Source organism: Massilia alkalitolerans DSM 17462 (genome assembly GCF_000427785.1).
GTDB classification, from domain to species: Bacteria; Pseudomonadota; Gammaproteobacteria; order Burkholderiales; family Burkholderiaceae_D; genus Telluria; species Telluria alkalitolerans.
The window spans coordinates 1-16807 of record NZ_ATYR01000043.1; the positions used below are offsets into that span (position 1 = coordinate 1).

Here is a 16807-nt window from a genome sequence, read left to right on the forward strand (position 1 = left end):
ACGGCTGGAAGTTAGCGAGAAACGTGATCAGGTGCTTACGGTCGAACTTCCTGCGCAGCAGCGCCTTGCCGTGCCGATCCTGTCCGTGCACGTGAAAGCTGTGCTTGCCGAGGTCGATACCGATGAGAGTGACGTCTTGCATGATGGCCTCCGTCCAGAAAGAACACACCCCACAAGATTAGTACCTTGCAGGGTGGAGGGGGACCATCTCATTAAGCCGGGTCATCGACCCGGCCTCTTCTACTACAATGCTACCCGGCAGTTCAGGCCAGCTTGCCGTGGCAAGCCTTGAACTTCTTCCCGCTACCACATGGGCACGGATCGTTGCGGCCGACCTTCATGCCCATGTAGGTGCTGTGGTCTTCCGCCGCCACCGCCGCCGAATCGGCGCGCACCGGGTTCGGGTTGAGCAGCTCTTCCGGCGCTGCCGACGGGTTGAAGTCGGCGTGCTGGAAGTTGATGTTTTCCAGCTGCGCCACTTGCGCCGCCATCGCCGCTTCGGCCGCTTCCACTTCCTCGCGGGTCTGGATGCGGACCGTCATGACGGTGCGGATCACTTCGTTCTTGATACGGTCCAGCATGTCGCTGAACAGCTCGAAGGCTTCGCGCTTGTATTCCTGCTTCGGGTTCTTCTGCGCGTAACCGCGCAGGTGGATGCCCTGGCGCAGGTGGTCCAGCGCCGCGAGGTGTTCGCGCCAGTGGGTGTCCAGGCTCTGCAGCATGACGTTGCGTTCGAAGCCGCCGAAGGATTCCTTGCCGACCACCGCCACCTTGGTGTCGTAGGACTCCGCGGCCGCCTTCAGCACGTGCTCGAGGATGTCGTCGTCGTTCAGGTTCGGCTCGTCGGCCAGCATCTTCTGCAGCGGGATGGTGAGGCCCCACTCGGCGGCCAGCACCGATTCCAGCGAGGCGATGTCCCACTGCTCCTCGACCGACTCGGCCGGCACGTACTGGCGCACCAGGTCGGTGAACACGCCCACGCGCAGCGAAGCGATCAGCTCGGCCATGTCGACCGATTCCAGCAGTTCGTTACGCTGGGTGTAGATCACCTTGCGCTGGTCGTTGGCGACGTCGTCGTACTCCAGCAGCTGCTTGCGGATGTCGAAGTTGCGGGCCTCGACCTTGCGCTGGGCGGTCTCGATCGAGCGGGTCACGATGCCCGCCTCGATCGGCTCGCCTTCCGGCATCTTCAGGCGTTCCATGATCGCGCGCACGCGGTCGCCGGCGAAGATGCGCAGCAGCGGGTCGTCCAGGCACAGGTAGAAGCGCGAGGAGCCCGGGTCACCCTGGCGGCCCGAACGGCCGCGCAGCTGGTTGTCGACCCGGCGCGACTCGTGGCGCTCGGTACCGATGATGTGCAGGCCGCCGGCACCCACCACGTGGTCGTGCAGCGACTGCCATTCGTCGCGCAGCACCTTGGACTGCGCTTCCTTGTCGGCGTCCGACAGCGCGTCGTTGGCTTCGATCAGCTGGATCTGCTTCTCGACGTTGCCGCCCAGGACGATGTCGGTACCGCGGCCCGCCATGTTGGTGGCGATGGTGATCATCTTCGGACGGCCCGCCTGCGCGATGATTTCCGCTTCGCGGGCGTGCTGCTTGGCGTTGAGCACGTTGTGCGGCAGGTTTGCCTTGTTCAGGATGCCCGACAGCAGTTCCGAATTCTCGATCGAGGTGGTACCCACGAGCACCGGCTGGCCGCGCTCGTAGCAGTCGCGGATGTCGTTGAGCATCGCGTTGTACTTCTCTTCGGCCGACTTGTACACCTGGTCCTGGCGGTCCTTGCGCTGCGACGGCTTGTTCGGCGGGACGACCACGGTCTCGAGGCCGTAGATTTCCTGGAATTCGTAGGCTTCGGTGTCGGCCGTACCGGTCATGCCGGCCAGCTTGCTGTACATGCGGAAGTAGTTCTGGAAGGTGATCGAGGCCAGGGTCTGGTTCTCGTTCTGGATGCGCACGCCTTCCTTGGCTTCCACGGCCTGGTGCAGGCCGTCGGACCAGCGGCGGCCCGTCATCAGGCGGCCGGTGAATTCGTCGACGATCACCACCTCGTTGTTCTGCACCACGTAGTGCTGGTCCTTGTGGTACAGGACGTGGGCGCGCAGCGCCGCGTACAGGTGGTGGATCAGGGTGATGTTGGCGGCGTCGTACAGCGAAGCGCCTTCCGGCAGCAGGCCCCATTCGGTCAGGATGGCCTCGGCCCTTTCGTGGCCGGCTTCGGTCAGCAGCACGGTGTGCGCTTTCTCGTCCTTGGTGTAGTCGCCCGGGACTTCGATCTTGCCCTTGCCGTCCGGAGTCTCTTCGCCGATCTGCTGGGTCAGCAGCGGCGGCAGCGCGTTCAGGCGGTGGTACAGGTCGGTGTGGTTCTCGGCCTGGCCGGAGATGATCAGGGGGGTACGGGCTTCGTCGATCAGGATCGAGTCGACCTCGTCGACCACCGAGAAGTTCAGGCTGCGCTGCACGCGTTCGCGCACGTCGTAGACCATGTTGTCGCGCAGGTAGTCGAAGCCGAATTCGTTGTTGGTGCCGTAGGTGATGTCCGAGGCGTAGGCCTTCTGCTTGCTGTCGTGGTCGAGCTGCGACAGGTTCACGCCGGTGGAGAGGCCGAGCCAGCCGTACAGGCGGCCCATCGATTCGGCGTCGCGCTGGGCCAGGTAATCGTTGACGGTAATGACGTGCACGCCCTTGCCGGACAGGCCGTTCAGGTAGACCGGCAGGGTCGCCATCAGGGTCTTGCCCTCACCGGTGCCCATTTCGGCGATCTTGCCCTCGTGCAGGACCATGCCGCCGATCAGCTGGACATCGAAGTGGCGCATCTTCATGACGCGCTTGGCGGCTTCGCGGCAGACCGCGAACGCTTCCGGCAGGATGTCGTCGAGCGTCGCGCCCTTCGCCAGGCGGTCCTTGAATTCGGGCGTCTTGGCTTGCAGTTCGGCGTCAGACAGCTTTTCCATCTGGGGCTCGAGCGCGTTGATCTGACGCACGGTCTTTTGGTATTGCTTGAGCAGACGCTGGTTACGGCTGCCGAAAATCTGGGTCAGGAATGACATTGCTGTGTTCTAGAAAATTACGCCGCAAAAAGAGCCAGGGGCACCTGTGAATACAAGGCGCCGAAGACCGCCTATGGCAAAAAGCTACTGATTTTATCATGCGATCCGGCCACACTTGGGGTCATTGGGCAGGATAACAAGGCTGCTGAACAGCAGAATGTTATCAAATTGCACTGCGCGTGCACCACGCGCCACGTTCCCAGGACCCTTCGCCCGCGCACGGGCGGCGAATATGGTATGTTGCGGGCATAGCGAACCCGCTCTTTTGCTCCCTTTTTCCTGTCCCTGTTTACCAGTGCATATCTACGGTACCAAGAACCGGCAGACCTCGATCGTCGCGACGGATTTCCTGCGCAAGAACGACCGCATGGCCAGCCTCCTGCCCGCCGCGATGCGGATGGCGCGCCTGCAGTCCGACTGCGCCGCCATCCTGCCCGTCATGGCCGGCAATACCGACGTGATCTCGTTCCAGGACGGGGTGCTGGTGCTGGCCGTGCCGAGCTCGGCCGTCGCGGCAAGGATGAAGCAGATGCTGCCCAAGCTGCAGTCGGCGCTGGCGCAGCGCGGCTGGGCGGTGGAATCGGTCAAGCTGAAGGTGCAGGTGGCACGCGCCATGCCGGACGACAAGCCGCAGATGCGCACCCTGGAGCTGCCGAAGACCGCGGTGCAGGCCTTCGAGGAACTGGCCGAATCGCTGGAGGACACCAGCCAGAACAAGGATCTGGTGGCGGCCTTGCGCAGGCTGGCCGAGAAGCGGAAGTAGTTCTTTGCTTCTTTGGCTAAACGACACGCTAGCGGTTTGCCGCTAACTTGGGTACCGGCCTTCGCCGGTACGACGTACTACTGCTAGTGGCAACAAGTAACTATCGTTTACTCCACCGCCCTAAAAACCGTCGTTCCGGCGAAGGCCGGAACCCAATTTCTGCATGCACGCCATAAGACTGGGCGTGCACCACAGAATCACATCTGCGCCCACTCCCGCGTCATTTGCCGCAGGTAGGACGGCGGCGCCTCGCTCAGCGAATCGAACTCCACCCACTCGTAAGCATCCGGCGTTGCCAACAGCTTGCGCAGCAGTTCGTTGTTGAGCGCATGGCCCGACTTGTGGGCCGTGTAGCTGGCCAGCAGCGGGTGGCCGACGATATACAGGTCGCCGATCGCGTCGAGGATCTTGTGGCGCACGAACTCGTCCTCGTAGCGCAGCCCGTCCGCATTCAGGATGCGGTACTCGTCCATCACGATCGCGTTCTCCAGAGAGCCGCCACGCGCCAGGCCCATGCCGCGCAGGGTTTCCACGTCCTGCATGAAGCCGAAGGTGCGCGCCCGCGCCACGTCGTGCACGTAGGAGACGTCGCCGAAATCCACCGAGGCGCGCTGCATGGTGCCGTCCACGGCCGGGTGGTTGAATTCGATGAAGAAGTCGAGCTTGAAGCCGTCGTAGGGCGACAGGCGCGCCCACTTCTCGTTCTTGCCCTCGCCCTGGCGGATCTCGACGTCCTTCAGCACGCGGATGAACCGCTTCGGCGCATCCTGCTCTTCCAGCCCGGCCTGCTGCAGCAGGAACACGAAGGAAGCCGCCGAGCCGTCCATGATCGGGATTTCTTCGGCCGTCACGTCCACGGTCAGGTTGTCGATGCCGAGGCCGGCGCAGGCCGACATCAGATGCTCGACGGTGGAGACGCGCGCGTTGTCCTTGATCAGGACCGTGGCCATGCGGGTCTCGCCGACCACATCGGCCGCGCTCGGGATGGCGACGATGGGATCGTAATCGACGCGGCGGAAGGTGATGCCGGCGCCCGGCGGCGCCGGACGCAGGGTCAGTTCGACCTTGGTGCCCGAATGGACGCCGACACCGGTGGTGCGGACGACCTGTTTGATGGTTCGTTGTTTCAGCATCCGGCGATTATAGCCCAGCGCTTATTGGCCCGCTGAGGCCACGCCGTCCTTACGGATGATCCGACTCCACGTGCACTTTTTCGTGGCGAATCAGATACATACCACTGCCAATGATGATCGCCGCGCCCACCACCGTCCAGCCGTCCGGCAAGGTTTGCCACAGCATCCAGTCGAGGCCGACCGCCCAGGCCAGGGCCGTGTACTCGAACGGAGCCACGCTCGAGGCGTCCCCCTTGGCGAAGGCTTCGGTGATGGCCAGCTGGCCGATGAAACCGCTCAAGGCCAGGCCCAGCAACAGCGGGATATCGCCCGTCCGCATCCCGACCCAGCCCGGCGCCGCCAGCAAGCCGGCGCCGATCGACATCATGACCATCAGCCAGAACACCATGTGCTCGCTGCGGTCGGTCCTGGCCAGGATGCCGACCGTGATCGCCGAGACCGCGTACATCGCGGCCGCCCCCAGCACGGCCAGGCCGCCGATGGTGAGGAAGCCGGCGCCGCTCGGGCGCAGCACCACCAGCACGCCGCACAGTCCAACGGAGATGGCAATCCAGCGGGGTACGTCGACACGCTCCTTCAGGAACCATACGGAGAGCGCAGTGATGATCGCCGGCGCGATGAAGAAGATCGTATAGGCCTCGGCCAGCGACAGCTTGCGGATGCCGAATGCGAAGAAGCTGAGCATGGCGATGCCGAGCACCGCGCGCAGGATATGCAGGGGCCAGCGGATGCGGAAGATGTCGCCGTAGCCGACCTTGATGCCGACGTAGACGGCGATCAGCGGCAGCGAGGTGAGCGAGCGCAGCGCGGCCACCTGGACCGCCGGGTAACTTTGCGACAGTAGCTTCATCACCGTGTCCATCAGCGCGAACATGAACACGGCCAGCACCATCGCGTAGATGCTGTACAGGTTTCCGGTGGGCCGCTTCACAAGTGCTTTTCCATGAACAGGCTCAAGGGGTCGGGGCGGTAGTCGCCGAAGGCGTCGCGGCGCACGAAGCCCATCCGCTCGTACAGGGCGATCGCTTGCGGCTGGTGGATGCCGGTTTCCAGCCTCAGGACCTGCAGTCCCGACATGCGCGCGAACATCACCAATTGCTCCAGCAGCTTGCTGCCGATGCCGCGGCCGCGGCCTGCTTCCTCGACATACATGCGCTTGACTTCGCCATAGCCGCCACGATTGGCCAGCGCCGCGCAGCCGACCGCCCTGCCTTCCACGTCACGCGCGACCAGGAACAGCACGTCGCCGGCCAGCAGCGAAGCGATGTCCATCAGGTGATTGGATTCGGCCGGGTACAGCGCCGCGCAGTAGGCGTCGAGCTGGTCCAGCATGGCCCGCACTTCGGGCTGGTCAGGAGATTCGGCGTTGATGATCATGATTGAAAAACGGCGCCGCAGCGCCGTTTGCACGGAGTAGCGGGCAGTTTAGCCCAGTTGTTCCAGCATCTTTTCGGCGCTCGAGACTTCGAAGCCAGCGGTTTCCACGTTCAGCTGCTTGACGACGCCGTCTTCGACCAGCATCGAGTAGCGCTTGCAGCGGGTGCCCATGCCGTGCTTCGAGAAGTCGGCGTCCAGGCCCAGGGCCTTGGAGTAGTCGGCGTTACCGTCGGCCATCATGCGCACGATGCCGGTGGCCTTCTGGTCGCGGCCCCAGGCGCCCATCACGAAGGCGTCGTTCACCGAGATGCACCAGATCTCGTCCACGCCCTTGGCCTTCAGTGCCTCGGCATTCTTCACGAAACCCGGCACGTGCTGAGCCGAGCAGGTCGGGGTGTAGGCGCCCGGCAGGCCGAAGATGACGATCTTCTTGCCCTTCGCCAGTTCGCTCACGTTGAAGGTGTTCGGGCCCAGCGAGCAGCCTGCGGTTTCGGTTTCGATGAATTCCGGCAGGGAGCCTTCCGGCAGGCGGTCGCCGATCTGGATGGTCATGGGGTGTGCTCCTTCAGTTTTGAGAATCTGGCAATTATCGCCGATGTGGCGGGAGCTTGCAGCGAAGGAGCAGAGTTAGCGTAAATTTCGGCCCGCATCTTTAGCCCGTCATTCCGGCGAAAGCCGGAATCCAATTTTGTTTGCGTACCACTACGGCGTGCGCTTGGTGCGGCGGCACGGAATTGGATCCCGGCCTTCGCCGGGATGACGACTCATAGGCTGGTGGTCGAGGGAACCGAACCAGTACGCACCAAAGAAAAAGGCCAGCTTGCGCTGGCCTCTGGAGTCCGACTCAGACTGATTTAGTCAGCCTGCTTGCGCAGGAAGGCCGGGATGTCGTAGGTTTCGACGCCGTTGCGCTGCATCGCCTGCACCTGCTCGGATGCCTGCTCGCGGCGCCACACGGCCGGCTGCTTCATGCCGCCCATGGCGTCGCCGCCTGCGTGGCCCATGGTCAGGCCGCCGGCCACGGTCGAGGCGCCAGCCATCACCGGGGCGTTGTAGGTGCCGGTCTTGAGCATCTGCTGCGGCTGCACCAGCTGCATCTTCTTGTTCTTGCCCAGGCCGGTCGCGACCACGGTCACGCGCAGCTCGTCGCCCATCGCGTCGTCGTAGGCGATGCCCTGTGCGATCGAGGCGTCCGGCGCCGCGAAGGCGCGCACGGCGGCCATGACTTCCTTGATCTCCTTGCCTTTCAGGCCACGGCTAGCGGTCACGTTGACCAGCACGCCCTTGGCGCCCGACAGGTCGATGCCGTCCAGCAGCGGCGATGCCACAGCCTGCTCGGCGGCGATGCGCGCACGGTCCACGCCCGACGCGGTCGCGGTGCCCATCATGGCCTTGCCCTGCTCGCTCATGATGGTCTTCACGTCGTTGAAGTCGACGTTGATGTGGCCCGGCACGTTGATGATCTCGGCGATACCGGCGACGGCGTTGTTCAGGACGTCGTCGGCGTGCTTCATCCAGTCGAGCATCGATTCGTCTTCGTAGATGTCTTCCAGCTTTTCATTGAGGATGACGATCAGGGAGTCGACGTGCTTGGTCAGTTCTTCCAGGCCCGCTTCGGCGACCTGCATGCACTTGTCGCCTTCGTAGGAGAACGGCTTGGAGACCACGGCAACGGTCAGTGCGCCCATGGTCTTGGCCACTTCGGCGACGATCGGCGCGGCGCCGGTGCCGGTGCCGCCGCCCATGCCGGCGGCGATGAAGACCATGTGCGCGCCGCGCAGCGCATCTTCGATGCGCGAACGCGACTGCTCGGCGAGCTGGCGGCCCACTTCCGGACGCATGCCCGCGCCCAGGCCGGACTCGCCGATCTGGATGATGTTGTTTGCGCTCGAAACGGCAAGCGCCTGCGCATCCGTGTTTGCGGCGATGAACTCGACACCGGACACACCCTTGTTGATCATGTGCTGAACCGCGTTGCCGCCGGCGCCGCCGACGCCGACAACTTTGATAACGGTTCCCAGTGCTGCGTTATCGACCATATCGAACTCCATATCGAACTCCCAATTTTCAAGTTGCCGCTTCCGTTTCAAGACTGGTGCCAGGCCCCTGGCAGAGCCCTGAAACCGGAAGTAGCGATTGTATTTAAAAAATCTTTACCCGTGAACGCTTTGTTGCTGACGTACTGAAAAAATTCACGCCTTGCCCGACTGTTAATCCCTGCTCTCGCTTTTAGAAGTTACCCGCTATCCATTCCTTCATGCGCTGCCACACTGCTTTCACCGAACCATCCTGACGCGTGACGATGTGTCCGCGCAGGTACTGCTTCTTCGCTTCCAGCAGCAGGCCGAGCACCGTGGCGTAGCGTGGGCTGCGCACGACGTCGGCCAGCTGGCCGCGGTACTCCGGCGTGCCGAGGCGCGCCGGTTTGAGGAAGATGTCTTCGGCCATCTCGATCATGCCCGGCATGATCGAGCTGCCGCCGGTGAGCACGATGCCCGACGAGAGCACGCCCTCGTAGCCCGACTCGCGCACCACCGTGTGCACCATCGCGAACAGTTCTTCGACGCGCGGCTCGATCACGGCCGCCAAGGCCTGGCGCGACAGGGCGCGCGGTCCGCGGTCGCCCAGCCCCGGCACCTCGAGCGTCTCGCCCGGGTCGGCCAGCACCTGCTTGGCCACGCCGTAGCGGATCTTGATGTCCTCGGCTTCGCCGGTCGGCGTGCGCAGCGCCATCGCGATGTCGCTGGTGATCTGGTCGCCTGCGATCGGCAGCACGGCGGTGTGGCGGATCGCGCCATCCGAGTACACGGCGATGTCGGTGGTGCCGCCGCCGATGTCGATCAGGACCACGCCCAGTTCCTTTTCGTCGACCGTCAGCACGGAGTCGGCCGAAGCAATCGGCTGCAGGATCAGGTCCGAGACCTCGAGCCCGCAACGGCGCACGCACTTTACAATATTCTGGACCGCGGATACCGCACCGGTGACGATGTGCACGCGCACTTCCAGGCGGATGCCGCTCATGCCGATCGGCTCGCGCACGTCTTCCTGGTTGTCGACGATGAATTCCTGCGGCACCGTGTGCAGCAATTGCTGGTCGGTCGGGATGTTGACCGCCTTGGCGGTCTCGATCACGCGCGCCACGTCGGTGGCGGTGACTTCCTTGTCCTTGATCGCAACCATGCCGCTCGAGTTGAACGAACGGATATGGCTGCCGGCGATGCCAGCATAGACGTTGCGGATCTTGCAGTCGGCCATCAGCTCCGCTTCCTCGAGCGCGCGCTGGATCGACTCGACGGTGGCCTCGATGTTCACGACCACGCCCTTCTTCAATCCTTTCGACTCGTGCTGACCGAGGCCGATCACCTCGTGGCGTCCGTCGGACATCACTTCGGCCACGACCGCCACCACCTTCGAGGTGCCGATGTCGAGGCCGACGATCAGGTTCTTCGCGTCTTTAGTCATTGCTGTTGCCTGCTTATGTTTGCTTGGTTGTTTTGTTAGGTTGATTCGGTTTTTTCTTTGCCGGCTTCACCGGCTTGGTGACGTCATCCGGCACAGCCAGCGCCGCCGAGGACAGCGCCAGGCCGTTCGGGTAGCGCATGTCGATGGTGTCGATGCGCCCTTCCTGCAGCCGCGCGACCAGCTGCGGGTAGACGCCCACCAGCCGCTGCACGCGCTTCTTCAGCGTGTCCTTGTCCTGCTCGCGCCCCAAAGCCACGCTCATGCCGTTGTCCAGCTTTACGGTCCAGGCATACCGGTCGGACAGCGACAGCGCCATCGGCGCCAGCTGTACCGGCGCAAACAGCGAACGCAGTTCGGTGAAGCGGGCCAGCACTTCCTTCTCGCTGCCGCGCGGGCCGCTGAAGGCCGGCAGCTCGTGGTCGTCGTCGGCCTCGGCCAGGTTGGCGGTAAATACGTCGCCCTTGACCGACAGCAGGCGGCCATCCTCGCCCCAGGTGCCGAGCGCCTCGTGCTCTTCCACCTCGACGATCAGCTGGTCCGGCCATTCGCGGCGCACCGTGGCGCGCCGCACCCATGGCACCGATTCGAACGTCGCCCGCACCCCTTCCAGGTCCGTGGTGAAGAAGTTGCCGCGGATCTTGCCGACCACGCCGTTGCGCACCGTGAGCTCGTTCACGTGGCGTAGCGGCAGCTGGTACATGCTTTCCACCGTCACCGCGCGCAGCGAGAACATGGGGAGCTGGGACAGCCACCACACGCCAGAGCCCAGGACGGCGAGCACGGTCAGCGCCACCAGGCTGCTGGCGGTTGCGTTGAGGGCGCGGACGTCATGCCACATGCGTTCTTATTCCTTTGCCTTCGCCATCTTCAGGCGGGCGGACGCCAGGATTTCCAGGCACAGGTCTTCGTAGCCGATGCCCACCGCGCGCGCGGCCATCGGCACCAGCGAGTGCGAGGTCATGCCCGGCGAGGTGTTCACTTCGAGCAGGAAGGGACGCATGTCTTCCTTGCGCACCAGCACGTCGATCCGGCCCCAACCCTCGCAGCCGAGCGCGCGGTAGGCGTTCACGGCATGGCGCTGGATCTCTTCCGTCAGGGCCGCATCCAGCGGCGCCGGGCAGTGGTACCGGGTGTCGTCGGTGAAGTACTTGTTCTGGTAGTCGTAGTTGCCTTCCGGGGCCACGATCTCGACGATCGGCAGGGCGCGCGCAGTCTTGCCGGTGCCCAGCACGGCGACGGTGAACTCGCGCCCGGTGACGAATTCCTCGGCCAGCACTACCGGGTCGAAGCCGATGGCCAGGTCGACGGCGGCCTTCAGCTCGTCGGCCTTGTTCACCTTGGTAATGCCGATGGTCGACCCTTCGAGCGGCGGCTTGACGATCATCGGCAGGCCGAGCGCGACCAGGACTTCGTCGAGGTCGGTGGACGGATCGATCGCCATGTAGTCCGGCGTCGGGATCTCGTCCATCTTCCAGATCTTTTTGGTGGTGATCTTGTCCATGCCGACGGCGGACGCCATCACGCCGCTGCCGGTGTAGGGAATGCCGAGCTGCTCGAGCGCGCCCTGCAGGCTGCCGTCCTCGCCGTAGCGGCCGTGCAGCGCGATGAAGACACGGTCAAACTTCTGCTCGGCCAGTTCGGCCAGGCTCTGGGTGCCCGGGTCGAAGGGGTGGGCATCGACGCCGCGCGATTTCAGGGCGTTGAGGACGCCGGTGCCGGACATGATCGACACGTCGCGTTCGGCGGAGCGGCCGCCGAACAGCACGCCGACCTTGCCGAAGGATGCCGGATCAAAGGTGGGAGTAGTTACGTTCACGATTCAGGCCTTTGCATTGGTCAGTTGTTGCGGGACACCGCTGATCGAGCCGGCGCCCATGGTGAGGACGACGTCGCCGTCGCGCGCCACGTTCATGATGGCGGCGGGCATGTCGGCGATCGCCTCCACGAAAATCGGTTCCAGCTTGCCGCCGGTGCGCAGCGCGCGCGCGAGGGCGCGGCCGTCGGCGGCCACGATCGGCGCTTCGCCGGCGGCGTAGACGTCGGCCAGCAGCAGCACGTCCGGGGTCGCCAGCACTTTCACGAAGTCTTCGAACAGGTCGCGCGTGCGGCTGTAGCGGTGCGGCTGGAAGGCCAGCACCAGGCGCCGGCCCGGATAGGCGGCGCGCGCGGCGGCCAGGGTCACCTCGGTCTCGACCGGGTGGTGGCCGAAATCGTCCACCAGGGTGAAGCTGCCGCCGCCGGGGATGGCCACTTCGCCGTAGCGGGTGAAGCGGCGGCCGACGCCGCTGAAATTCTGCAGGCCCAGGTTGGTCGAGACGTCGTCGATGCCGATCTCGCGCGCGATCGCGACTGCCGAGCAGGCATTGAGCACGTTGTGCATACCCGGCTGGTTCAGCACGAACCTGGTATCCGGATAGCCCTGCTGGCGCACCGTGAAGTGCATCTGCACGCCTTCGGCGTGGGCGTCGATGGCGCGCACTTCGGCGTCCGGCGAGAAGCCGTAGGTCGTCACCGGCTTGGTCACCTGCGGCAGGATGGCGCGCACGTGCGGGTCGTCGATGCACATCATCACCCGGCCGTAGAACGGCAGGCGGTGGGTGAAGTTCACGAACGCGGCCTTCAGCTTCTCGAAGTCGTGCTCGTAGGTGTCCATGTGGTCGGCGTCGATGTTGGTGATCACCTCGATCATCGGCGTCAGGTTCAGGAAGGAGGCGTCCGACTCGTCGGCCTCGGCCACGATGTAGTCGCCCGAACCCAGTTTGGCGTTGGCGCCGGCTGCGGTCAGGCGCCCGCCGATGACGAAGGTCGGATCCAGGCCGCCCTGGGCCAGCACCGAGGCCACCAGGCTGGTGGTGGTGGTCTTGCCGTGGGTGCCGGCAATCGCGATGCCGCGCTTCAGGCGCATCAGTTCGCCGAGCATGATCGCACGCGGCACCACCGGCACCTTGGCGGCGCGGGCAGCGACCACTTCCGGATTGGCTTCGTTGACGGCGGTCGAGGTCACGACCACGTTGGCGCCGACCACGTGTTCGGCCGAGTGGCCGGTGTACACGCGGGCGCCCAGTTCACTCAGGCGCTGGCTGGCGGCATTGCTCGACAGGTCGGAACCCGACACGTTGTAGCCGAGGTTGAGCAGCACTTCGGCGATGCCGCTCATGCCGCTGCCGCCGATGCCGACGAAATGGATGTTCTTGATCTTGTGCTTCATTTATTTGCTCATCCCGGCCAGTTGCTCCAGTTCGCGCGCGATTGCCTCATTCGCATCGCGCTTGCCCACTTTGTGCGCCGCCTGCGCCATTGCCAGGCAGTCGGCGCGCGTTGTCGTTTGCAGCAGGCTTGCCAGCCGCTGCGGATTCAGTTCGCCCTGCGGCAAATGCACTGCCGCCTTCTGTTCGTGCATCCAGATCGCGTTGTCGCGCTGGTGGCTGGTGGTGCTCGCGACAAACGGCACCAGCACGCTGGCCACGCCGGCCGCCGTCAGTTCCGAGACCGTGATCGCGCCGGCGCGGCAGATCACCAGGTCGGCGTTCGCATAGCTTGCGGCCATGTCGTCGATGAAGTCGACCACATTGGACTGCACCCCGGCCGCCGCATAGGCGGCGCGCAGCGCGTCGATGTTCTTCTTGCCCGACTGGTGGGTCACGACCGGACGCGTTGCCGGGTCGATCTGCGCCAGCGCGGCAGGCACGCTGTCGTTCAGCACCTTGGCGCCCAGGCTGCCGCCGACCACCAGCACGCGCAGCGGGCCGCTGCGGCCGGCGAAACGCGCGGCCGGTAGAGGCAGGTCGAGGATCTGCTGGCGCACCGGATTGCCGGTGACGACCGCCTTGCCGGCTGCCGCGCCGAAATCGGCCGGGAAGCCGAACAGCACGCGGCTGGCGATCGGGGCCAGGGTCTTGTTCGACAGCAGGAGCGCCGCATCGGCATTCACCAGGGCCAGCGGAATGTTGCGCGTCTTCGCCATCATCCCGCCCGGGACCGTGACGTAGCCACCCATGCCCAGCACGACATCGGGTTTGCGCCGGCCAAGGTAGCGGCGGCAGGCGGCGAAGGCGCCCAGCATCTTGAAGGCGCCCTTGATGGTGTGGCCCAGGCCCTTGCCGCGCATGCCGGCGAAGTCGATGCTGTCCATCGGGATGCCGGCCTTCGGCACCAGCTCGGTTTCCATGCCATGGGCGGTGCCCAGCCACGAAACTTCCCAGCCGCGCGCGCGCATGGTCTGCGCGATCGCGATGCCGGGGAAGATGTGGCCGCCGGTGCCGGCGGCCATGATCATCAGGCGCTTCCTCATTGGCGTACTCATGTCCGCCCTCCCCGCATGCGCACGCGGTTCTCGTAGTCGACCCGCAGCAGGATGGCCAGGCCAATGCAGTTGAACATCACGCCCGAACCGCCAAAGCTCATCAGCGGAAGGGTCAGGCCCTTGGTCGGCAGCAGGCCGAGGTTGACGCCCATGTTGATGAAGGTCTGGGCGCCGATCCAGATGCCGACGCCCTTGGCGACCAGGCCGGCGAAGATCTGGTCGAGGGCGATGGCCTGGCGGCCGATGTCGAAGGCGCGCTTGACCAGCCAGTAGAACATCGCGATCACGACGAGCACGCCGACCAGGCCGAGTTCTTCGCCGATCACGGCCATGATGAAGTCGGTGTGCGCTTCCGGCAGGTAGAACAGCTTCTCGACGCTGCTCCCCAGGCCCACGCCGAAGAATTCGCCGCGCCCGAAAGCGATCAGGGAATGCGTCAACTGGTAGGCCTTGTCCAGCGCATGGCCATCGGCCCATGGGTCGAGGTAGGCGAACATGCGGGCGCGGCGGAACGGCGACAGCGCGATGATCGCGCTGAAGATCAGCACCAGCAGCGCGCCGATGCCCCCGAACCAGACGATATTGATCCCGCCCAGGAACAGGATGCCCATGGCGATGCAGACGATCACGCCGAAGGCGCCGAGGTCCGGCTCCAGCAGCAGCAGGCCGCCCACCAGTCCGATCGCGACCATCATCGGCAGGAAGCCCTTGGTCAGCTTGTGCATGTATTCCTGCTTGCGCACCGTGAAATCGGCCGCGTACAGCACCACCGCGATCTTCATGATCTCGGACGGCTGCAGCTGCATGACCTTCAGCGGCAGCCAGCGGCGCGCACCGTTGACGGACACGCCGATGCCCGGGATCAGCACGATCACCAGCAGGAACAGCGTGCCGATGAACATCATCGGCGCGTACTTCTGCCACACGGCGACCGGCACCTGGAATACGACGGCCGCGGCCACCATCGAGACGATGATGTACATCATCTGGCGGTACAGGAAGTATTCGTTCTTGTCGTTCAGGTAGGCGAACTTGGGCGAATCCGGCAGCGCGATCGAAGCCGAATACACCATCACCAGGCCGAACATCATGAGCAGCACGGTGACCCAGACCAGCAGCTGGTCGTAGTCCATCATCTTCGACGGACGGCTGCGCGCCGCGATGCTTGCATCGCTGCTGGAGCCGGAGAACTTGAACGGAAGCTGGAAAGCCATCAGATCTCCTGCCCCTTCTCCAGCGCCAGCTCGCGCACGGCGTCGACGAACACCTGCGCGCGGTGCGCGTAGTTGGTGAACATGTCGAGGCTGGCGCAGGCCGGCGACAGCAGCACGGCGTCCCCTGGGCGCGCCAGGCCGGCGGCGCGGCGCACCGCTTCCGGCAGGCCCGGCAGATCGAACACCGGCACGCCGCTCGGCTCGATCGCGGCGCGGACCGCCGGCGCATCGCGGCCAATCAGGAGCACCGCGCGCACGTAGCGCGACGCGGGCAATGCCAGGGGCGCGAAGTCCTGGCCCTTGCCGTCGCCGCCGGCGATCAGGAGGATCTGCTGGTCTTCGCCCGCAAAGGCTTTACCGAGGCCTTCCAGCGCAGCGACCGTCGCGCCGACATTGGTGCCCTTGCTGTCGTCATAGAAATCGACGCGGTCGATGTTCGCGACCAGTTCCACGCGGTGCGGCTCGCCCGCGTATTCGCGCAGGCCGTGCAGCAGCGGGGCCAGCGGCAGGCCGCAGGCGCGGCACAGGGCCAGCGCGGCCAGCGCGTTCGAGGCATTGTGCAGGCCGCGGATTCTCAGCGCATCGGCCGGCATCAGGCGGTTGACGCTCACTTCGACCGGCGGCGCGGTCTCGCCCTTCTTGAGCTTCCTCGGCGGCTCATCAATGAGCGCGACGGCATTGGCAAGCCACAGCACGCCGCGTTCGTTGACCAGGCCGAAGCTGTCGGGCGCGGACGGCTCGTCGGTGCCGAAGGTGAAAGTCGGGGTGTCGGGCGCGCCCATGCGCATCACGATGGCGTCGTTCCGGTTCAGCACGCGCACGGTATCGGTACCGAAAATGCGCGCCTTGTCGGCGGCATAGGCGTCCATGCTGCCATGCCAGTCGAGATGGTCCTGGGTCAGGTTCAGCACGGTGGCCGCATCGGCCTGCAGGCTGAAGGTGGTGTGCAGCTGGAAGCTCGACAGCTCGAGCACCCAGGCCTGCGGCAGGTCTTCGCCATCCAGGCATTCGCGCAGCACGTCGAGCGCGGCCGGGCTGATATTGCCGGCCACGCGGGTCGACAGGCCGGCGCGGCGGCACAGCAGGCCGGTCAGGCTCGTCACCGTGGTCTTGCCGTTGGTGCCGGTGATGGCGATGACTTTCGGCGTGTAGGCACGTTCCGCGCGCAGGTGCGCGAGCGCCTGTGCGAACAGCTCGATCTCGCCCCATACCGGGATATTGCGCGCGCGCGCCTGCGGCGCGACCTGGGCGAGTTCGCGCTCCGGCGCCAGTCCCGGGCTGACCGCGACGAAGTCCATACCGTCGAGCAGGGGCTCGCCGAACTCGCCGCCGACGAACTCCGCGTTCGGCACCGCCTGGCGCAGCGCGAACAGGCGCTGCGGCTCGGTGCGCGTGTCGGCCACGCGCACGCGTGCCCCGCAACGCGCCAGCCATTGCGCCATCGCCAGCCCGGATTCACCCAGGCCCAGCACCAGTGCGGATTTGCCTTCGTAGTTCATTGTTTAGCG

At 65.1% G+C, this 16807-nt stretch carries 14 protein-coding genes and 1 pseudogene; 1 reads left to right on the forward strand and 14 read right to left on the reverse strand.

Annotated features, from left to right (window positions below):
- Positions 1-142 (reverse strand): annotated as a pseudogene (locus YWC_RS33140) (IS110 family transposase); the annotation flags it as partial.
- Between the two features lie 121 nt (positions 143-263).
- The gene (gene secA, locus YWC_RS0125240) at positions 264-3047 is read right to left on the reverse strand and encodes a preprotein translocase subunit SecA (protein ID WP_027867858.1); all 2784 of its coding nucleotides are present in this window, start codon (positions 3045-3047) and stop codon (positions 264-266) included.
- A 295-nt stretch (positions 3048-3342) separates the two neighbouring features.
- On the opposite strand from secA, the gene YWC_RS0125245 reads away from it, so the two are divergent.
- Positions 3343-3810, forward strand: a complete 468-nt coding sequence (locus YWC_RS0125245) for a DciA family protein (RefSeq protein WP_027867859.1) — start codon at positions 3343-3345, stop codon at positions 3808-3810.
- 197 nt (positions 3811-4007) lie between these two features.
- On the opposite strand, the gene lpxC is transcribed toward YWC_RS0125245, so the two are convergent.
- The 12 genes from lpxC to murD form a co-directional block, all read right to left on the reverse strand.
- Positions 4008-4943, reverse strand: a complete 936-nt coding sequence (lpxC, locus tag YWC_RS0125250; protein ID WP_027867860.1) for a UDP-3-O-acyl-N-acetylglucosamine deacetylase — start codon at positions 4941-4943, stop codon at positions 4008-4010.
- 49 nt (positions 4944-4992) lie between these two features.
- Entirely contained in the window at positions 4993-5835 is an 843-nt protein-coding gene (locus YWC_RS0125255; RefSeq protein ID WP_036216046.1) for a DMT family transporter, read from the reverse strand.
- Between the two features lie 35 nt (positions 5836-5870).
- Positions 5871-6320, reverse strand: coding sequence for a GNAT family N-acetyltransferase (locus YWC_RS0125260; RefSeq protein WP_027867862.1), 450 nt, complete (start codon positions 6318-6320; stop codon positions 5871-5873).
- 48 nt (positions 6321-6368) lie between these two features.
- The gene (locus YWC_RS0125265) at positions 6369-6872 is read right to left on the reverse strand and encodes a peroxiredoxin (protein ID WP_027867863.1); all 504 of its coding nucleotides are present in this window, start codon (positions 6870-6872) and stop codon (positions 6369-6371) included.
- Between the two features lie 302 nt (positions 6873-7174).
- Positions 7175-8371 carry a cell division protein FtsZ gene (gene ftsZ / locus YWC_RS0125270; RefSeq protein WP_027867864.1) on the reverse strand — a complete coding sequence of 399 codons (1197 nt, stop codon included), beginning with the start codon at positions 8369-8371 and terminating at the stop codon, positions 7175-7177.
- Positions 8372-8549: 178 nt separating this feature from the next.
- Positions 8550-9782 carry a cell division protein FtsA gene (gene ftsA / locus YWC_RS0125275; RefSeq protein WP_027867865.1) on the reverse strand — a complete coding sequence of 411 codons (1233 nt, stop codon included), beginning with the start codon at positions 9780-9782 and terminating at the stop codon, positions 8550-8552.
- A gap of 13 nt (positions 9783-9795) precedes the next feature.
- The gene (locus tag YWC_RS0125280; protein ID WP_027867866.1) at positions 9796-10620 is read right to left on the reverse strand and encodes a cell division protein FtsQ/DivIB; all 825 of its coding nucleotides are present in this window, start codon (positions 10618-10620) and stop codon (positions 9796-9798) included.
- A gap of 6 nt (positions 10621-10626) precedes the next feature.
- Positions 10627-11598 (reverse strand): D-alanine--D-alanine ligase, encoded by a 972-nt coding sequence (locus YWC_RS0125285; RefSeq protein WP_027867867.1) that lies wholly within the window; start codon positions 11596-11598, stop codon positions 10627-10629.
- Positions 11599-11601: 3 nt separating this feature from the next.
- On the reverse strand, positions 11602-12990 hold the full coding sequence (gene murC / locus YWC_RS0125290) for a UDP-N-acetylmuramate--L-alanine ligase (protein WP_027867868.1): 1389 nt from the start codon (positions 12988-12990) through the stop codon (positions 11602-11604).
- Positions 12991-14085, reverse strand: coding sequence for an undecaprenyldiphospho-muramoylpentapeptide beta-N-acetylglucosaminyltransferase (gene murG / locus YWC_RS0125295; protein ID WP_229413198.1), 1095 nt, complete (start codon positions 14083-14085; stop codon positions 12991-12993).
- The gene (ftsW, locus tag YWC_RS0125300) at positions 14082-15299 is read right to left on the reverse strand and encodes a putative lipid II flippase FtsW (protein ID WP_027867870.1); all 1218 of its coding nucleotides are present in this window, start codon (positions 15297-15299) and stop codon (positions 14082-14084) included. Before ftsW ends, murG begins: the two co-directional genes overlap by 4 nt.
- On the reverse strand, positions 15299-16798 hold the full coding sequence (gene murD, locus YWC_RS0125305; protein WP_027867871.1) for a UDP-N-acetylmuramoyl-L-alanine--D-glutamate ligase: 1500 nt from the start codon (positions 16796-16798) through the stop codon (positions 15299-15301). Before murD ends, ftsW begins: the two co-directional genes overlap by 1 nt.
- Positions 16799-16807: the final 9 nt, after the last annotated feature.

Excerpts from the sequence above, each read along its gene's own strand:
- murD (WP_027867871.1), bottom strand. The coding sequence starts at position 16,798 with ATGAACTACGAAGGCAAATCCGCACTGGTGCTGGGCCTGGGTGAATCC.
- YWC_RS0125265 (WP_027867863.1), bottom strand. The coding sequence starts at position 6,872 with ATGACCATCCAGATCGGCGACCGCCTGCCGGAAGGCTCCCTGCCGGAA.
- ftsZ (WP_027867864.1), bottom strand. The coding sequence starts at position 8,371 with ATGGAGTTCGATATGGTCGATAACGCAGCACTGGGAACCGTTATCAAA.
- ftsA (WP_027867865.1), bottom strand. The coding sequence starts at position 9,782 with ATGACTAAAGACGCGAAGAACCTGATCGTCGGCCTCGACATCGGCACC.
- murG (WP_229413198.1), bottom strand. The coding sequence starts at position 14,085 with ATGAGTACGCCAATGAGGAAGCGCCTGATGATCATGGCCGCCGGCACC.
- YWC_RS0125255 (WP_036216046.1), bottom strand. The coding sequence starts at position 5,835 with ATGGTGCTGGCCGTGTTCATGTTCGCGCTGATGGACACGGTGATGAAG.
- lpxC (WP_027867860.1), bottom strand. The coding sequence starts at position 4,943 with ATGCTGAAACAACGAACCATCAAACAGGTCGTCCGCACCACCGGTGTC.
- secA (WP_027867858.1), bottom strand. The coding sequence starts at position 3,047 with ATGTCATTCCTGACCCAGATTTTCGGCAGCCGTAACCAGCGTCTGCTC.
- ftsW (WP_027867870.1), bottom strand. The coding sequence starts at position 15,299 with ATGGCTTTCCAGCTTCCGTTCAAGTTCTCCGGCTCCAGCAGCGATGCA.
- YWC_RS0125280 (WP_027867866.1), bottom strand. The coding sequence starts at position 10,620 with ATGTGGCATGACGTCCGCGCCCTCAACGCAACCGCCAGCAGCCTGGTG.
- YWC_RS0125260 (WP_027867862.1), bottom strand. The coding sequence starts at position 6,320 with ATGATCATCAACGCCGAATCTCCTGACCAGCCCGAAGTGCGGGCCATG.
- murC (WP_027867868.1), bottom strand. The coding sequence starts at position 12,990 with ATGAAGCACAAGATCAAGAACATCCATTTCGTCGGCATCGGCGGCAGC.